Below are 16,280 nucleotides of genomic sequence, written 5' to 3'. Positions count from 1 at the left end.
TACCGGTGCACTCGGGCCTGACGGAGGCGGCAGGGAGGGGACTCCGCCGCCGCTTACCCGTGAGTAGCGGCTCAGCTCCTGAACATATGCCCAAGTCGTGACCCTGCGCGCAGGACAATCCGGGCAAACGTCTGCGACGCTCGCCTACGATGACAGGGACCCCCTCCTGCGTCGTGAACGGTGTGTGCTGGTGACGATCGAAGACTTCCTCAGGCTGCTCCTGCGCAACCTGTTCCTGCTCATTCTCGGCGTCGCGCTCGGCGCAGCTGCGGGCTTCGGGTTCTCCTTCAGCAAGCCTGAGGTGTACTCCGCCAGCGCGCTCGGGTACGTCTCCGCGAGTTCGCAGACCGACGAGGCCGGCAACCCGATCCAGCAGGCCAGCGGGAACATGCAGTTCCAGTACAGCAAGGCGCAGTCCTACCTGCCGCTGTTCAACACCCGTGCGGTGGGGCAGTCCATCGTGGATGACCTCGGGCTGCAGTCGAGCCCGGACACCGTCGCCGGCTCCCTGCAGGCGAAGCTGGACCCGAACGCCCCGATCATCACGGTGACGGCCTTCGCGGGCTCCGCCCAGGAGGCCTCCGACATCGCCAACGCTGCGGTCGAGGCCACCGCAGACGAGGCGCGCACCCTGGAATCCGGTGGGAACGAGGACGCCGCCGTGAGCGTGCAGCTGGCCACCTATCAGAACGCTGTGCTGCCGGGAGCGCCGGAGTCCCCGGATCGTTTCAAGTACCTGGCCGCAGGGGCCGCTGCCGGTCTTCTGATCGCGCTCGCCGTGGCCTGGCTGCGTGACCGCAACGATTCGCGGATCCGTACGGCGGACGACATCGCCGAGGCAGTGGATCTTCCGCTGCTGGGCACCCTGCCGGACGTCAAGGAGCTGGGCCGAGCGAAGAACGGCACGCTGCCGGACCCCAAGACGTTCGGGGCCCGCGAGGCCATCCGCAAGCTCCGCACGAACCTGCGCTACGTCGATGTGGACGCACCTCCGCATTCGATCGTGGTCACCTCGAGCGCCCCCGGCGAAGGCAAGTCCATCGTGGCCGGCAACCTCGCCCGCGTGATGGCTCGCGCCGGGCAGCCCACCCTGCTGATCGATGCCGACCTGCGCCGCCCGATGGTGGCCGACCAGTTCGGGGTGGACGGTGCGGTGGGCCTGTCCCAGCTGCTCGCCGCCTCGGTGAGCCTCGAGGACGCGGTGCAGCCGTCCTCCACGCAGCTGCTGTCGCTCCTCCCGGCCGGGCAGGTGCCGCCGAACCCGTCCGAGCTGCTCGGTTCGCGCCGCATGAAGGAGCTCATCGAGGAGCTCTCCCGGTCCTACTTCGTGATCATCGATGCCCCGCCGGTGCTCGCCGTGACCGACGCTCAGCTGCTGGCCCGCCATGCCGACGGCGCGATCCTGGTCGCCGTGCCCGGGCAGACCCGCTCCTTCGGCCTGACCCGATCGGTCGAGGCGATCCGGGGGGTCAGTGCCAAGGTGTACGGCGTGGTCATGAACCGCGCCTCCAGCAGCCGTTTCACCCGCCTCGCCTATGGCGACGCCGAGTACGGGTACGCCTCCTATGGCAAGTACGGCTACGGAGCCGCCACCGGCTATGACACGGCGACAGTGGTGCCGGACAGCGACGACGAGGTGGACGTCGAACAGGCAGGCGGTCCTGCTGAGCCCCTCACCTCCGTCGGGGCGGCGCATGTGGTCACCGATTCCGGTTCCGACGCGAACCTCGAGGACACCGGCGAGCTGCGCAGCGCCCGAGGGCGTCGCGCAGCCCCGAACCGGGATGCGGAGTGAGCCTCGGGCAGCTCGGGGTCGTGATCCCCGTGCACGGAAGCATCCGGCCCGTGCTCCCGCTGCTCGAGTCCCTGCGCGGTGACCAGGCCCCGGCCGCGGACCGGCCCGCCCGAGTGATCGTCGTCGACGACGCCACGCCCGTGCCGGTGGCCGCTGATGATCTGCCCGTTGGCACCGAGCTGATCCGGCGAGAGACCAACGGCGGGTTCGGTGCCGCGGTCAACACCGGGCTCGCGGCGCTCGCCGAGACGGTCCTCGCCGACGAGCCCTTCGCCCACGAGGCCCCCGCCCATGGAGTCGAGAGGGGCCGCATCGAGCACGCCCTCGTGCTGAACTCCGACCTCGAGATCCCGCGCGGCTTCTGCCGCAGGCTCGTCGAGCACGCCCGGCCCTGGATGCCCGCCGTGGTGGGCTGTCGGAACGTCGGCGAGAGCGGCGGCTCCGGCTACGCGGCCCGCAGGTTCCCGACCATCGGGCATCAGGTGACCGAGTGGCTCGTGCCCTTGGCCTCCCAGCGACACCGTGATCTGCTGCATCGCGCCGTGGGGCACGACCTCGACGCCGAGCGTGGCACCGGCATGATCCCCGTGGACTGGGTCTCCGGCGCGGTGCTGCTGCTTCCGCTCGCCGAGGTGCGGGGCGCCGGTGGCTTCGACGAGGGCTACTTCATGTACACCGAGGAGGTCGACCTCCAGCTGCGTCTGCGCCGGGAGGGGATCCCGTCGCTGCTCGACGCCGATCTGGAGGTGCGCCACGTGGGTGGCGCCTCCTCCGGCGGCGAGGCCCGCCGCCGCGGCTGGCTGGTGGGCGCCAGGATGCGCTACGCCCGCAAGCACAGCAGCGTGCATCTGCTGCGGGCGGGGATGTCCCTGGCCACGGGCGTGAACCTGGTGTGGAATGCCGGCCGCCGGGCAGCTGGGCGCGACGTGCATCCTCTTGCCGTGGCCCGCGAGGAGCTGCACCTGATCCACCGGTCCGGGAGGGAGCTGCCGCGATGAGTGGCTCCCCTGAGCGCCTGCTGCTGATCTCCCCCTCCTTCCACGGCTACTGGAAGAGCATCGGGGACGCCCTGGCCCGCCGCGGCTACGAGGTGCACACCGCCCGCTACGACGCCTACGACACCGCTGGCGAGAAGCTGCGGCTGAAAGCCACGGTGGAGCTGCCCGAGCGTCTGCGCGTGCGCGGGGACCGACGCACCGCGGAGACGGCACGGCTCACCGACCGCGTGATCGCGATGCTGCGCGAGGTGCGACCGCACCGGGTGATCATCATCAAGGGCGACGGTCTGGACGCCCGCTTCTGGGAGGCACTCGGGGACACCCCGCGCATCCTCTGGCTCTACGACGACCTCCACCGCCATGACTACACCGACGCCTTCCTGCGCGAGATCGGTCCCGTGGTGGACTACGCCCGCTCGGAGACCGACATGCTGCGCGAGCGCGGCGTGGACGCCCACTTCGTGCCCAATGCGTTCGACCCCCATCGCGTGGAGCCCACCTCGACGCGCACAGGCGAGATCGTGTTCATCGGCTCCGGGTACCAGAACCGGTACGAGACCCTCGCCGAGCTCGGCGGACGGGGCCTGCCGGTGCACGCCTGGGGCCGGGACTTCTCCCGCCATCCGATGGATCGTGCCCGCACCTTCTCCTGGCGCCGTCCGCCGATCGCCGCGTCGCGCGAGGTGCCGCTGGAGCGCGCCTACCAGATCCATGCGGAGGGCGCCGCCGCGGTCGCGATCCATGGTCTGCAGAACGGTCACGCGATGCGCACCTTCGAGATCCCCGGCATGGGCGGCGTGCAGCTCGTGGATCGCGATGACGTGGACCAGTTCTACGACGTGGGCACGGAAGTGGCCGTCTGGCACGACCTCGACGAGCTCGAGGAGCTCTCCCGTCGCGCCCTCTCCGATTCCGTCTGGGCCGAGGGGCTGCGTGCGGCCGGCCGCCGTCGCACCCTGGCCGAGCACACCTTCGATCATCGCCTCGAGGAGGTCGACTCGCTATGGCACTGATCCACCCGCGCAGTCTGGAGCGCTGGCAGGAATGGCAGAACTCCCGTTACCGGGCCCGGCAGATCAAGCACTCCGTCGCCGGTTTCCTCCGGCGCCGCGGTGATGATGCCAAGTCCCCGGCGCCCGGCTTCGTGCTGCACTCTCGCGAGGGGGACGAGGGTCCCCGTGTGCTGATCGGCCTGGATTCCGCCTCCCCGACCTCCCGTGCGAGCCTGCTCACCGCGCTGCCGTACGTGCGCAGCGGCATCGACGTGCTCGCCCCCGCGGGTGTGGACCTGCCCGAGCTGGCCGGATCGGATTGGACCCATCAGCGCGTCGCCATGCCGCAGGCGGTGCTCAACGGCCGGGGCATCGGCTCGGTGATCACTCTGGGATGGCATCTCGAGGTGGGCCGGATGGTGCACGAGTGGGCCCTCGCCGAGGACATCGGCGGCGCCGTCGTCCAGCACGGCGCGCTCACCCCCTTCGCGCCGCCGCTGCCGCCGCGGATCACCCTGCTCGCGTGGAGCGACGCCGATGCGGAGTTCTACCGCTCCGGCCGGCAGGACATCGAGACCCGGGTGGTCGGCTCCCAGCTGCTGTGGCAGGCCGCCCACGAGTCGGAGGACACCCCCGCGGATCTCGACGAGCGGCCCGTGTTCCTCGGCCAGATGCATGGCGCGGAGCTGTCCCGGCGGATCACCGCTGGCGCCGCGACCACCTTCTGCCGCGCGGAGAACGCCCTGTACCGCCCGCATCCCGCGGAGACCGACGCGCTCTCCCGCGTCGCCCACTCCGTGATGGCGCGGCGCGGCATCGAGTTCCAGGACTCCGCGATCCCGCTGCACGAGCTGCGCGGCCCGGTCGTCGGCGTCTTCTCCACCGGTGTGCTGGAGGCGGCCGTGCGCGGCCTGCCCGCCTGGGTGTACGGCCCACGCACCCCCACCTGGGTGCACGAGTTCTGGGACCGCTACGGGATGCGCACCTGGGGAGGGGATCCGACACCCGCTCCCGTGCAGCCGGCCGACGAGCCCTCACGGCTGATCGCCCAGATCCTCGAGGGAGCGGGATGACCGCGCTCGCCGTGATCCCTGCGAGAGGCGGCTCCAAGGGCATCCCTCGCAAGAACCTGCTGCCCGTGGGTGGGAAGCCGCTGATCGCCTGGACCATCGCGCAGGCCCTCGAAGCACGCGGCGACGGGGACGTGATCGTCGCCGTCTCCACGGAGGACGCGGAGATCGCCGCTGTGGCCCGTGAGCACGGGGCCAGCGTGATCGAGCGTCCCGCCGAGCTCGCCACCGACACCGCGCCCACCGAGCCGACCGTTCTGCACGCCATGGACACGGTCGAGGCCGACGGCGCGGAGCTCGACGCGGTGGTGCTGCTGCAGGCCACCTCTCCGGTGCGCCGCCCGGACACGATCCGTCGGGCGATCGCCCAGTTCCGCAGCACCGGGGTGGAATCGCTGGTCGGCGTGGTGCCCGAGTCGCCCTTCTTCTGGAGGCTCCCCACTGCTCCCGGGCAGGACGCGCAGGCGACGTACGACGTGACCGCCCGGCCTCGCCGCCAGGAGCTCACCGCCCAGCAGATGCACTACTTCGAGAACGGGAGCCTGTACGTGACGGCTCCGCACATCTACCGCACACGGCACAACCGCATCGGCGGCCGCACGGACCTGTTCGTGCTCGACGAGGTGGAGGGCGTGGACATCGACACGCTCACCGACGTCGCCGCCGCCGAGAGCATGCTGACCCGACTTGGTTGGAGGACCTCGTGATCCTGGATCGCCACACCGCACCGTTCGCGGTCGACGTGCAGGCCACCGTGCTGGAAGCGCTGCGCCGCATCAGCGAGAACCAGGCCCGCGTGGCCTTCCTCGTGGACGAGCACGGCACCGTGCGCGGCACCTTGAGCGACGGCGACGTGCGCCGTTGGCTGGTCGCCCAGCCCTCCCCGGATCTCGGCGCGCTCGCGCTCGACGCCGCGAACACGGACTTCGTCTCGGTCGCCGAGGGGACCCCGGTCGCGGAGATCGCCGAGCTGTTCGGTCGCGGCATCGACCGGATCCCGGTGGTGGACGACCGCGGCCGCCTGGTGGCCGTGGCGACCCCCGGCGCCCGCACCCTCACGATCGGGTCGCGCACCGTGGGCGAGGGCAGCCCGTCACTGATCATCGGCGAGATCGGCAACAACCATCAGGGCGATGTGGACCTCGCCAAGCGCCTCGTGGACGAGTGCGTGAGCGCCGGGGTGGACACCGTGAAGTTCCAGCTGCGGGACATGGCCGCGCTGTACCGCTCCGGCAGCTCCGCGAGCGCGGGGGAGGACCTCGGCGCCCAGTACACGATGAACCTCCTGGCCAAGTACTCGCTGTCGGTCGAGGACATGTACCGCGTGTTCGATCACTGCGCGGCGCGCGAGGTGAACGTGATCTGCACGCCGTGGGACCTTCCCTCGGCCGATGCGCTGAACAGCTACGGGATGCCCGGCTACAAGATCGCCTCGGCGGATCTCACCCATCACGACCTGCTGACCCGGGTGGCCGGGTTCGGCGCGCCGATGATCGTCTCCACCGGCATGAGCACCGAGCAGGAGATCACCGGCGCCGTGGACGTGCTGCGCAGCCAGGGTGCTCCCTTCGCGCTGCTGCAGACGCAGTCCACCTATCCCGCGCCCTACAAGGACGTGAACCTGCGGTACATGGACCGGCTCGCCGAGCTCGGCGACTGCCTGGTGGGCTACTCCGGCCACGAGCGCGGCTGGCACGTGCCGGTCGCGGCGGTGGCCCGCGGCGCGCGCATCATCGAGAAGCACGTGACGCTCGACAAGACCCTCGAGGGGAACGACCACAAGGTGTCGCTGCTGCCCGAGGAGCTCAGCGCCATGGTGCGGCAGATCCGTGAGGTCGAGGAGGCCCTCGGGAGCGATCGTCCGCGCGAGCTGTCCACCGGGGAGCTCATGAACCGCGTCAATCTCGCGAAGTCCCTCGTGGCCACTCGCGATCTGCGTTCCGGGGAGACGGTGACCGCGGCGGACGTCGAGGTCAAGAGCCCGGGCCGCGGCCTGCAGCCCCACCAGCGCGATGCCCTTCTCGGGGTCACCCTGCATCGCGACGTGCCCAGCGGAGACTTCTTCTACGCCGGGGATCTCGCCGGACGCCCCCAGGCCCGCAGCGACTACAGCTTCCATCGCCCCTGGGGGCTGCCGGTGCGGTTCCATGACTTCCGGGCGCTGCTGGAGGTCTCCGAGCCGGACTTCCTCGAGTTCCATCAGAGCGCGAAGGACATGGAGCTCGATCTGGGCCAGTTCTTCGACTCCGGTGAGAAGCTCGACCAGTTCTTCACCGTGCACGCCCCGGACCTCTATCCCGGGGATTTCCTCATCGACCTCGCCTCCCCGGACGAGGAGATCTGGGAGCGCTCGATCCGTGAGGTGCAGCGCGTGGTGGACCTTACCCGCGACCTGCGCAAGCACTTCACCTGCGATGAGGACCCGATCGTCATCATCACCATGGGCGGCTTCCTGCCGGACCGGCACCTGCGGCCCGAGGAGCGCTACCCGCTGTACGAGCGGGTGCAGCAGGGCTTGGAGCGCGTGGACGAGGAGGGCGTGCGCCTGACCGCGCAGACCCTGCCGCCGTTCCCGTGGCTGATGGGCGGCCAGCAGTTCCACAACCTGTTCGTGGAGCCCGAGGACACGGTGTGGTTCTGCGAGACCTACGACCGCCGGCTCACCCTGGACGTGTCCCACTCCAAGCTCGCCGCGAACTTCTACCAGCGCCCCTTCAGCGAGTATCTCGAGGCGATGGGCTCGCACACCGAGCACCTGCACATCGTGGACTCCGTGGGTGTGGACGGCGAGGGCGTGCAGGTGGGGGAGGGAGAGGTCGACTTCAAGGACCTCGCCGAGCGCATGGACCGCCTCGCACCGACCGCTCCGTTCATCCCCGAGATCTGGATGGGCCACGTCAACAACGGCGAAGGGTTCTTCACGGCCCTGGATCGGCTGCGGGAATGGTTCTGACAGGGGCCGACGCGGCGGAGCGGGCGCTGCCGCGGCTCGTGCTGTGGTGCGTCCCCGTCGCCGACCTCGGCGGCGTGGCACGCCACGTTCTCGACGCGCTGCGTCACGGAATAACCGGGTGGCGCATCGTCGTGCTCTGCCCGGAGGGGGCGCTCGCCGAGCAGTTGCGAGCGCAGGGTGCACCAGTACTCACGGGCCCGGTCTCCCCGACCGACGGTGCGGCAGCGGCGACGCGGGCGATACGGCGCACGCTCAAGCGCCTGCGACCTGACGTGCTGCACACCCACCTCGCCTTCGCAGACCTCGCCGGGATCGCAGCGGTGACCGGACTGCGCTCCGGGGCAGGGCGTCGCATCCGTGTGGTCTCCACCGAGCACGGGATCTCCGGGGTGCGCGGGTACTACCAGGCCGACGCTCTCCGAGCTCAGGTCAAGGCGGTTGCCCACCGCACTCGACTGCTGCGCACCGACCGCGTGATCGCCGTCAGCGCCTCCACCGCGCAGCAGGTCGCGGCGCAATGGGGGAGCGGGAGGAAGGTCACCGTGATCCGCAATGGGGTCGATGACGTGGACCCGGCGCAGCGCCCGACGACAGGGCTGCGCGTGCTGTCCCTGTCCCGCCTCGCACCGGAGAAGAGGATCGACCAGCTGGTGCGGGCGTTCGCTCTGGTCGCCGCCGAGCATCCCGCGGCCAGCCTGACGATCGCCGGCACCGGGCCGGAGGGCCACTCGTTGCGCCGGCTGGTGGCGAGCCTCGACCTGACCGGCCGCGTGGACTTCCCCGGCCACATCGACGCGGGGAGCGCGCTGCGCGGTCACGACGTGGTGGTGCAGCTGTCGGTGTGGGAGAACCTCTCGTACACCCTCCTCGACGCCGTGGCCCACCGGGTGGGCGTCGTCGCGACGGACGTGGGCGGGAACCGCGAGATCGTCCCGCAGCAGTGCCTGGTGCCGGCGGAGGACCTGCCTGCCGTGGCCCGCGCGATCACTGCGCAGGGCACCGAGGTGGCCGCACGTCCCCCTGCCTCAGGGCGCATGGACGTCGCCGGCATGTGCAGCGCCATCGCGAACGTCTACGGGGAGGTGACGGCGTGAGCGCACGCACCACGGACCGGACCGCGGATCCTGCCGCCGTCGCGACGGCGATGGGCGCGCGTGTGCGCACGGAGACCGCGGACGTGTTCTCTGCGATCGGGCGCTGGCGGATCCCCGAGCTGATCCTCTTCTTCGGTCTGATCTTCGAGGGAGCGCTGTTCGGTCTGCCTCTGCCGTTCAACCAGCTGGTGATGATGGCGATCATCGGGCTCGGTCTGACGCGCCGCCCGCAGGCCGACCTCGGCCGCCTCCAGCTCATCGTGCCGATCTTCGCGATCGCTCTGTTCTACATCGCGATGATCTCGATGTTCGCGGACCCGACCGACCTGGCCTCGGATTGGAAACGCCGTCTGATCAGGCTCACCCTGACCGCCGTACTGGTTCTGATCCTGGCCACCGGCCGCATCGACTTCCGTTCGGCGATCGCCGGCCTCGGCATCGGTATGCTCTTCAACGCCGTTGCCTTCTACGTGGGCCTGGCACCGGACAACTATGGCGGCGCCCTCTCCGGTTACTTCATGGACAAGAACGTGGCCGGCATGGCCTATGCGGTGTTCGGCGTCCTGATGCTGGCCGTGATCGACAAACGATGGCTGAAGGTCGTCCTGCTCCTCGCGTTCGCGGTCCTCGTCTGGAAGACCGGATCACGTACCTCGATCTCGGCGCTCAGTGCCGGAGTGCTCTGGGTCGTGCTCGCGCCGCGGCTGGGCGTCGTCGGGCGCTGGGCTCTCGGACTGGCTGTCTATCTCGGAGTCAGACTGCTCGCTGAGGATTTCTCCCAGATCGGCATGTTCTCCGATCGTGATGGCTCAGATGCTCTACGCAGCCGGATCGATGCGGCCTCCGAGATCAAGGTGGACGGTGCGGGGTTCTTCGGCTCCGGCCTCGGTGAGGCCTACATCGTCTTCCCGGATGACCCGATGAAGGTGTGGTTCTTCCATAACTCCTATTGGAGCGCATTGGTCGAGGGCGGATGGCCCTGGCTTCTGCTGATTCTCGGAATCACCGTCGTCTTCGCGCTGCGACCGTTCACGCGAGATCTCAACCGCCAGGAGCTCGCCGTCCAAGCGACCACGGTCGCACTGCTGATCTGCGCATGGCGTCTCGGCGAGGTGCTCTTCACGATCCAGTGGGCCGTGGTGATCGCCTTCGCCATCTACCTGCGTGCGAGTCGAGCTGAGGCGGAGAAGCGCACACCGACAGCTGGCGGCATACCGACGGGTGCGGCATGAGGACTCCGACGATCGCGATCGCCACGAACAATGGCGATATCGGGGGCGGCGAGGTGATGCTGCTCAACATCGCCGAAGCACTCCGCAGGCTGGGGCTTGACGTCCTGGTGCTTGCGCCCAGCAGCCCTGCAGAGCTCATCGAGCGCGCGCACGAACAAGGCTTCCGCACCGTGGCACTGCGTGCCAAGGACCGCGGGGGGTACATAGCAGCGCTGTGGCGCTGGCGGCTCCGGAACCGCGGTCTCCCGCTCTGGTGCAACGGACTCGTTCCGTCTCTCGCGACGACGGGCATCGGTCCACGGATCGTCCATCTGCATCGACTCCCTGTAGGTGCCCACGCGGCCCTTGAGCGGTTGGCACGTAACAGGTCGAGCGTCGTGCTGGTCCCCTCCGGGTTTGTGGCGGACCGGTTGCACGGAACCACCATCTTCGAGAACTGGACTGAGCAGATTCGGTATCGGGGCGCGATGTCCGACAGGCGTGGTCCGGTGAGAATCGGCATCCTTGGCCGCCTCACTGCGGAGAAGGGGGCCGTACTGCTCGCAGAGGCAGCCAGCAGCCTCATGCAGCGCACAGGACGCGACGTTCGCCTGGTGCTGGCCGGCGAGAACCGCTTCGGGAACGATTCCGACCGTTCTGCGCTCGAGAGCTCTCTGGCTCCCATTCGAGATCGAGTGGAACAGTTGGGTTGGGTGGACAGAGAGGATTTCTTCGAGGCGGTCGACCTCGCCGTCTTCCCATCCGTGGTCGAGGAGTCGTTCGGTCTCGTCGCCGCAGAGGCCATGGCGGCCGGGATCCCGTTCGTCATCTCGGAGTCGGGTGCTCTGCCGGAGGTAGCAGGGGTGGATCATCCGTGGATCGCCCGGCGTGGGGATTCCGATGACCTCGCTCACGTCATCGAGCAGGCTCTCGCCGATATCGAGCGGGGGGACCACGAACGGTCCGCAGCGGCGCGCGCACGATGGGAGCGGCGCTATTCGCCGGCGGCCGGGATGGAGCGTGTGGCGGGGCTGCTCAGCGATCTCGGAGCGACGAGCAGAGAGCGGGGCAGTCCGTGACGAATACGAGTCCCGAGGTCAGTGTCGTCGTGCCGTCCTATCGCGGGGTGGAGCGACTGCCGGCCCTCTTCGATGCGTTTGCCGCGCAGCTGGACGGCGCACCGTCTTTCGAGATCATCGTGGTCGTCGACGGCGTCGACGACGGAACCTCGGCACTCGTGCGTGCGGAGTCACGGTTGACTGCACGAAGCATCCTCTTCCCGGAGAACCGTGGTCGAGCGGCTGCACTCAATGCCGGTTTCGACGCCTCGCGCGGGCGGGTGCTGATCCGGTGCGATGACGACCTCGTCGTTCCGCGCGGCTATATCAGTGCTCATTCGACGGCGCACTCAGACGACGGCTCCGTCGGCGCTGTCGGGCTCACCCGTGATATCCACACGGACGGCCCCTATACCCGTGCGTACGGAGAGGACGCGGCTCGGCGTTCACTCGCGCACGCACTGAGCAGGCCACCCAAAGAGCGCTGGAGGCTGTGGGCGGCGAGCTGCTCGATCACGCGAGACACCTGGGAGAAGATCGGCCCATACGACGCGCGCTATCGAGGCTACGGCTGGGAAGACGTCGACTACGGATACCGCCTTCATGCGGCGGGAATTCCGATCGTCGTGGTTGAAGAGGCGCTGGCAGAGCATCATGGGCCAGCATGCTCAGCCCGAGCACGTGCCGTGAAAGCCTTCGAGGCGGGCCGAGCACGAACGACATTCCGTCGCCTGCATCCGGACGCTCCGGTTGGTGAGCCTTCGGCGGGGCACGGGCCCTGGGGACTGGCGGTGGGTGCCTCGGCGCACCTCCTAAGCGCCCGACTGGCAGTGACCCGAGGGGGAGCCTTTGTCGACAGATTGCTGCCCGTGGTCCCGCGCCCTGTCGGGCGAAAGCTGGTCGCCTTGGCTGTAGAAGGAGCCGGACTGGCCGGAAGCCGGATCCCCTCGACCCCGGAAGGACAGCATTGATGGCACCCCGCATCGCGATCGCTCATGACTACCTGACTCAGCGCGGGGGAGCCGAGAGGCTCGTCCTATCGATCTGCCGCGCCTTCCCGGACGCCGAGATCCACACCCTCTTCTACGAGCCCGACCAGACCTACCCCGAATACCGGGACAAGGTGATCCACACCAGCGGCCTGAACCGCATCGGGGCTTTCCGGAGGGATCCGCGCAAGGCGCTGCCGCTGCTCGCGGCCGCCGCCTCCCGGCAGCGGATCGATGCGGACGTCGTGATCGCCAGCTCGTCCGGATGGGCGCACGCCTTCCCCACGCAGGGGAAGAAGGTCGTCTACTGCCACTCCCCGGCGCGGTGGTTGTACCTCCCGGAGGACTATCTGGGCGAGGCCGGACGCTTCGACCCGAAGCGACTCGCGCTCGCCGGCCTCACTCCGTTCCTGAAGCACTGGGATCGCCGCGCCGCAATGACCGCGCACCACTACCTGGGCAACTCCACGGTGGTGAGCAAGCGGATCCGCCGGGTGTACGGGATCGACGCCCCGACGCTGTTCCCGCCGTTCAGCCCGGATGTCGCAGAGGGCCCTCAGGAGCCGATCCCCGAACTCGCCGGCTGGGCGGGGGCAGACGGTTCCGAGGGTGGCCACTACCTCGTGGTCTCGCGTCTGCAGCCGTACAAGCACGTGGACCGGGTGATCGAGGCCTTCCGTGAGCTGCCGGACCGTCGCCTGCTGGTCATCGGCAAGGGACCGGAGAGGGAGCGCCTCCTCGCGAGCGCACCGAGCAATGTACGGCTCGTCGAGGGGCTGACCGATGCCCAGATGCGCTGGGCCTACGCCAACGCCGCGGCACTGATCGCCGCCAGCCATGAAGACTTCGGCCTCACGCCCCTCGAAGCAGGGGCGCACGGGGCGCCGACGCTCGCGCTCCGGGCCGGAGGCTATATGGATACGATCGAGGACCAGACCAACGGGACGTTCTTCGAGGAGGCGACCGCGGAATCGATCCGGGCAGGGGTGGGCGTGATGGACGATCACGGGCCGTGGGACACGAGGTCGGTCACGCACCGAGCCGGGCAGTTCTCCGAGGAGAAATTCATCGCGGACCTGCACCAGATCGTCGGCCGCATCGCGGGGTCCCGGTGAGCGCACGCACGTCGGAGGGCGCTCTCACCACGTGGCAGCTGCTCCGGGACGTCCTCGACCGGCGCACCAAGGTGAAGCTGCTGATGGCTGCTGTGGTCTCCGGCATCCTCGCGCTGCTCGAGACGGCTGCGATCATCACTGTGCTGCCGCTCGTCAGCATCGCGACCGGAGCCCCGCTCGATGAGGGCGCGCTCGGCATCGTCTGGCGATCGACCGGATCACTGGATCGCTCGACGTTCGGCCTCGCCCTCGTGCTCGCGGTCGTCCTGCTGTTCATCGTCAAGGACGTCTGCACGATGGCGTTCACCTGGTGGCAGACGGGCTTCGTGGCGCGGGAGCGCGTGTGGCTGTCCGTGCGCATCTTCCGCAACGTCATGCAATCGCCGTACGTCGAGTTCCGACGGCGCTCGACCGGGGAGACCTTCCGGACCATGACCGCTGCCGTGGGTCAGACGTTCAACGCGATGGTCAGCGGTCTCATCACCATGATCAGCGGTGGGCTCACGGTGATCGCGATCGTGATCGCGCTGCTGGTCGCAACGCCCGTCCAGGCTCTCCTGGCGCTGTTGTACTTCGTGGCAGCATCCCTCGCCTATCTGCGGATCGTGCGGCCCCGCATCGCTCGCGCCGGCGACCTCATGATGTCCGGCTCCGTCGAGTCGACGATCGCTGGGCTCCAGGGGCTCAACGGTTTCAAGGAGACGAAGATCCGGCATTCCGCGGAGCATTTCGTGCGTCGCTTCGAAGCCGGCATCACCGACACGGAGCAGGCGGCTCGCGAGGGGAACTTCTACAGCGGGATCACCAAGTATCTTCTCGAGATCCTGTTCATCCTCGGTATCGGAGTGTTGCTCGCAGTCAGTTTCTCGACCGGATCGGCGCAGTCGGCCGTGGGATCGCTGGCCCTGTTTGTGGCCGCCGGGTTCCGGCTGCTGCCCAACATCTCCATGCTCGTCGGGGCCGTCAACGGATTCCGGATGGGCCGGAAGTCGCTCGAGATCGTGCACGAGGAACTGCTGGATTCGGATACCGGCACCGCGACCGAATTCGAGGCAGAGGCTCTGCCCTTCAGGCACAGTGTCCGACTGGAGGGACTGCACTTCCGGTACCCGGGGGCGGAGGAGGAGGTGCTGCGCGGGATCGACCTCGACATCCCGTTCGGCCGATCGATCGCCCTGGTGGGCGGCTCCGGTGCCGGCAAGACGACGCTCGTGGACGTCGTGCTCGGCCTGCTTTCGCCGTCTGCCGGGCGCGTGCTGATCGATGGCACGGAGATGACGGGGAAAGAGCGCGCCTGGCAGGCGAATGTCTCGATGGTCGCCCAGGACGTCTTCCTCACGGAGGACTCCATCGTCCAGAACATCCTCATGGACCTCTCGCCGGACCAGGCGGACCAGGAGCGCCTGGGAAGAGCGATCGAACAGGCGCAGCTCACCGACGTCATCTCGGAGATGCCTGAAGGGCTGGGAACGAGCGCGGGCGAGTGGGGCGCCAGGCTCTCCGGTGGTCAGCGGCAGCGGGTGGGTATCGCCCGGGCGCTGTACCGGGAGCCCAAGCTGCTGGTCCTCGACGAGGCGACCTCCGCTCTGGACAACGAGACCGAACGGAAGATCACGGAGACCATCAGCGCCCTCAGCGGTGACGTGACCGTGATCGTCGTCGCGCACAGGCTCTCCACCGTGAAGAACGTCGACGAGATCGTCTATCTGCAGGACGGGACGGTCGCCGGCCGAGGCACCTTCGCCGAGCTGCAGCGCACCAACGAGGACTTCGCGCACCTGGTGCGATTGGGGGACCTCGGTGGGCGACCGGTGGCCACGGACGACACGATCCGCGAAGAGCCTCTCGGGCACGGCCTCGACGGGGACCCTGATGAGTGAGGAACCGGTCCTGCTGCTCGTCCTCTCCGATCCCGTCGGCGTGGACGGCCGCACGCGCTGGTTCGACCGCAAGACGATCAGCGGCCTGAGGATGTTCGCGCAGGGGTGGCCCGGGCGGATCGTCGTCTCCGCTCCGTCGTCCTCCGGCGGTGGAACGGCCCTGGGCGAAGCGGTCCCGAGCGACGAGTTGGAGTTCGACCTGCTCCTGGACCGTGCGCCCTCGGACGCCGCGGCCCTAGTGGACCCGGCCGTCGTCCTGGCGTTGCACGCTCCGGCGAACTACGCGTTGAGCGCCTGGGACCCGACCAGAACGGTCTTCACGCTCGAGAACGGATTGCGTCAGCGGTTGCGCGTCGAACTGCTCCAGGCACGCTCGGCCCTGTCCCGCGCCCGGATCACGGCGGGCATCGTGCGCCGAGCCCCGGCCTTCCACCGGTCCATCCGTCGAGCGGCAGGGGCCCAGTGCAACGGCTACGCCTCCTGGTCGGCGCACCGGCACCTCAGCCGCTCCCCGATGCTCTTCTTCGATCACCGTGTCCCCGGTGAGGTGATCGCTGCTTCACGGGCCGTCGAGCCCTCCACGGAGGCGCCGATCCGTCTGGGGTTCTCCGGACGACACATCCCGATCAAGGGACCGCATCACGCCGTACGGCTGGTCGCGGAACTGCGTGCTCGCGGCCTCGACGCCACGATGACCATGTACGGCGACGGCGCCCTCCGGCCGGAGATCGAGCGCGCCGCGGGACCCGGCGTCACCCTCGCCGGAGCCCTGCCTTTCGCGGAGGAATGGATCCCCTCGGTGCGGGAGAACGTCGACCTGATGGTGCTGCCCTATCCCCAGGCGGATCCGGCCGGCACCTACCTGGAGTCTTTCGCGCTGGGCGTTCCCGTGCTCGGATTCGCGCACGAGGCGTTCTCCCCGTTCGCTCGCGATCACGGAGCCGGCTGGGAGGTCCCGGTCGGCGACACGGCGGCCCTCGCCGATACCGTGCAGGAGCTGGGCGCGACTCCTCAGATGCTCACAGCGGCGGGCACGAATGCGCTCGACTTCATGCGCTGCCACGCGTCGGAGGACGAGTTCGCCGCCCGGGTCGCCCACCTCCGGGACGTGGCGCAGGTCTGAGG

General features: G+C 69.1%; 13 protein-coding genes. All 13 read left to right on the top strand.

Features of this window, described 5'->3' with window-relative positions; translation table 11 throughout:
- Positions 1-190 precede the first annotated feature (190 nt).
- From INT49_RS00710 to INT49_RS00650, 13 genes are read left to right on the top strand one after another with little or no spacing between them, the layout of a single operon-like run.
- Entirely contained in the window at positions 191-1,795 is a 1,605-nt protein-coding gene (locus INT49_RS00710; protein WP_114306148.1) for a polysaccharide biosynthesis tyrosine autokinase, read from the top strand.
- Entirely contained in the window at positions 1,792-2,793 is a 1,002-nt protein-coding gene (locus INT49_RS00705) for a glycosyltransferase family 2 protein (protein ID WP_096196828.1), read from the top strand. Before INT49_RS00710 ends, INT49_RS00705 begins: the two co-directional genes overlap by 4 nt.
- Positions 2,790-3,806, top strand: a complete 1,017-nt coding sequence (locus INT49_RS00700) for a CgeB family protein (protein WP_193115795.1) — start codon at positions 2,790-2,792, stop codon at positions 3,804-3,806. Before INT49_RS00705 ends, INT49_RS00700 begins: the two co-directional genes overlap by 4 nt.
- On the top strand, positions 3,797-4,858 hold the full coding sequence (locus INT49_RS00695) for a hypothetical protein (RefSeq protein ID WP_193115794.1): 1,062 nt from the start codon (positions 3,797-3,799) through the stop codon (positions 4,856-4,858). The genes INT49_RS00700 and INT49_RS00695 overlap by 10 nt, the downstream gene beginning before the upstream one ends.
- Entirely contained in the window at positions 4,855-5,562 is a 708-nt protein-coding gene (locus INT49_RS00690) for an acylneuraminate cytidylyltransferase family protein (RefSeq protein ID WP_193115793.1), read from the top strand. The genes INT49_RS00695 and INT49_RS00690 overlap by 4 nt, the downstream gene beginning before the upstream one ends.
- The gene (locus tag INT49_RS00685) at positions 5,559-7,808 is read left to right on the top strand and encodes an N-acetylneuraminate synthase family protein (RefSeq protein ID WP_114306138.1); all 2,250 of its coding nucleotides are present in this window, start codon (positions 5,559-5,561) and stop codon (positions 7,806-7,808) included. Before INT49_RS00690 ends, INT49_RS00685 begins: the two co-directional genes overlap by 4 nt.
- On the top strand, positions 7,799-8,902 hold the full coding sequence (locus INT49_RS00680) for a glycosyltransferase (protein WP_114359444.1): 1,104 nt from the start codon (positions 7,799-7,801) through the stop codon (positions 8,900-8,902). Before INT49_RS00685 ends, INT49_RS00680 begins: the two co-directional genes overlap by 10 nt.
- Positions 8,899-10,134 carry an ABC transporter permease gene (locus tag INT49_RS00675; RefSeq protein WP_114306140.1) on the top strand — a complete coding sequence of 412 codons (1,236 nt, stop codon included), beginning with the start codon at positions 8,899-8,901 and terminating at the stop codon, positions 10,132-10,134. The genes INT49_RS00680 and INT49_RS00675 overlap by 4 nt, the downstream gene beginning before the upstream one ends.
- Complete coding sequence (locus INT49_RS00670) at positions 10,131-11,192, top strand: glycosyltransferase family 4 protein (protein ID WP_114306141.1); 1,062 nt, start codon at positions 10,131-10,133, stop codon at positions 11,190-11,192. The genes INT49_RS00675 and INT49_RS00670 overlap by 4 nt, the downstream gene beginning before the upstream one ends.
- Positions 11,189-12,142, top strand: coding sequence for a glycosyltransferase family 2 protein (locus INT49_RS00665; RefSeq protein WP_181868807.1), 954 nt, complete (start codon positions 11,189-11,191; stop codon positions 12,140-12,142). Before INT49_RS00670 ends, INT49_RS00665 begins: the two co-directional genes overlap by 4 nt.
- Positions 12,142-13,275 (top strand): glycosyltransferase, encoded by a 1,134-nt coding sequence (locus INT49_RS00660; protein ID WP_114306143.1) that lies wholly within the window; start codon positions 12,142-12,144, stop codon positions 13,273-13,275. The genes INT49_RS00665 and INT49_RS00660 overlap by 1 nt, the downstream gene beginning before the upstream one ends.
- Entirely contained in the window at positions 13,272-15,155 is a 1,884-nt protein-coding gene (locus tag INT49_RS21495) for an ABC transporter ATP-binding protein (RefSeq protein WP_114306144.1), read from the top strand. The genes INT49_RS00660 and INT49_RS21495 overlap by 4 nt, the downstream gene beginning before the upstream one ends.
- Positions 15,148-16,278 (top strand): glycosyltransferase, encoded by a 1,131-nt coding sequence (locus INT49_RS00650; protein WP_193115792.1) that lies wholly within the window; start codon positions 15,148-15,150, stop codon positions 16,276-16,278. Before INT49_RS21495 ends, INT49_RS00650 begins: the two co-directional genes overlap by 8 nt.
- Positions 16,279-16,280 lie beyond the last annotated feature (2 nt).

It is taken from the genome of Brachybacterium tyrofermentans (assembly GCF_014897585.1).
GTDB classification, from domain to species: domain Bacteria; phylum Actinomycetota; class Actinomycetes; order Actinomycetales; family Dermabacteraceae; genus Brachybacterium; species Brachybacterium tyrofermentans.
This window is presented reverse-complemented; position numbering and strand designations above follow the sequence as displayed.

Excerpts from the sequence above, each read along its gene's own strand:
- INT49_RS00700 (WP_193115795.1), top strand. The coding sequence starts at position 2,790 with ATGAGTGGCTCCCCTGAGCGCCTGCTGCTGATCTCCCCCTCCTTCCAC.
- INT49_RS00695 (WP_193115794.1), top strand. The coding sequence starts at position 3,797 with ATGGCACTGATCCACCCGCGCAGTCTGGAGCGCTGGCAGGAATGGCAG.
- INT49_RS00690 (WP_193115793.1), top strand. The coding sequence starts at position 4,855 with ATGACCGCGCTCGCCGTGATCCCTGCGAGAGGCGGCTCCAAGGGCATC.
- INT49_RS00680 (WP_114359444.1), top strand. The coding sequence starts at position 7,799 with ATGGTTCTGACAGGGGCCGACGCGGCGGAGCGGGCGCTGCCGCGGCTC.
- INT49_RS00670 (WP_114306141.1), top strand. The coding sequence starts at position 10,131 with ATGAGGACTCCGACGATCGCGATCGCCACGAACAATGGCGATATCGGG.
- INT49_RS00660 (WP_114306143.1), top strand. The coding sequence starts at position 12,142 with ATGGCACCCCGCATCGCGATCGCTCATGACTACCTGACTCAGCGCGGG.
- INT49_RS00650 (WP_193115792.1), top strand. The coding sequence starts at position 15,148 with ATGAGTGAGGAACCGGTCCTGCTGCTCGTCCTCTCCGATCCCGTCGGC.